Genomic DNA, 681 nt, shown 5'->3' on the forward strand with positions numbered 1-681 from the left:
GATGGCACCTGGGATCTGGTGTTGGCGCGGTTGCTGGCGGCCGCAGATGAAGCCGGGGTCATCGACTGGGCCGTGTCGGTCGATTCCACGATCGCCCGTGCTCATCAACACGCCACGAACGTCACCCGTGGCACAGGGGGCTGGGTCGAATTACACGAATCTGGCGAGCGAGCCGCCTGACCACGGCATTGGCCGCTCCCGCGGCGGGTTGACCAGCAAGATCCATCACCTCGTCGATGGCTGCGGGCGACCACTGGTGGTGCTGGTGGGCGCTGGCCAAGCCAACGACGGGCCGGTGCTGGAGCATTTGCTCGCACATTTGAAAGTTGATCGGGCCGGGCCGGGCCGGGCGCGTACCCGTCCTGACCGCCTCCGTGGCGACAAGGCCTATTCCAGTCGAGCTACTCGGCGACGGTTGCGTCGACGAGGGATCGTCGCGGTCATCCCTGAACCATCCGACCAGATCGCCCACCGCAAACGCCGAGGCACCCAGGGTGGACGGCCACCGGCCTTCGATGCCGAAGATTACAAGGGCCGCAACGTCGTTGAACGCAACTTCAACACCGTCAAACAATGGCGCGGCCTGGCCACCCGCTACGACAAACTCGCCATCGTCTACCGCGGCGCAGCAGTCCTACGTGCCATCACCGTCTGGCTGCCACATTTATCGGACACGCCCTA

1 protein-coding gene and 1 pseudogene are annotated in these 681 nt (G+C 65.1%); both read left to right on the top strand.

Annotated features, from left to right (window positions below; all coding sequences use genetic code 11):
- Positions 1 to 180 (top strand): annotated as a pseudogene (locus CRM90_RS31255) (hypothetical protein); the annotation flags it as partial.
- Between the two features lie 28 nt (positions 181 to 208).
- On the top strand, positions 209 to 681 hold a 473-nt coding region (locus CRM90_RS30075), incomplete at its 3' end, for an IS5 family transposase (RefSeq protein ID WP_233209612.1).

Origin of the sequence: Mycobacterium sp. ENV421, from assembly GCF_002887815.1 — a bacterium.
Lineage (GTDB): Bacteria > Actinomycetota > Actinomycetes > Mycobacteriales > Mycobacteriaceae > Mycobacterium.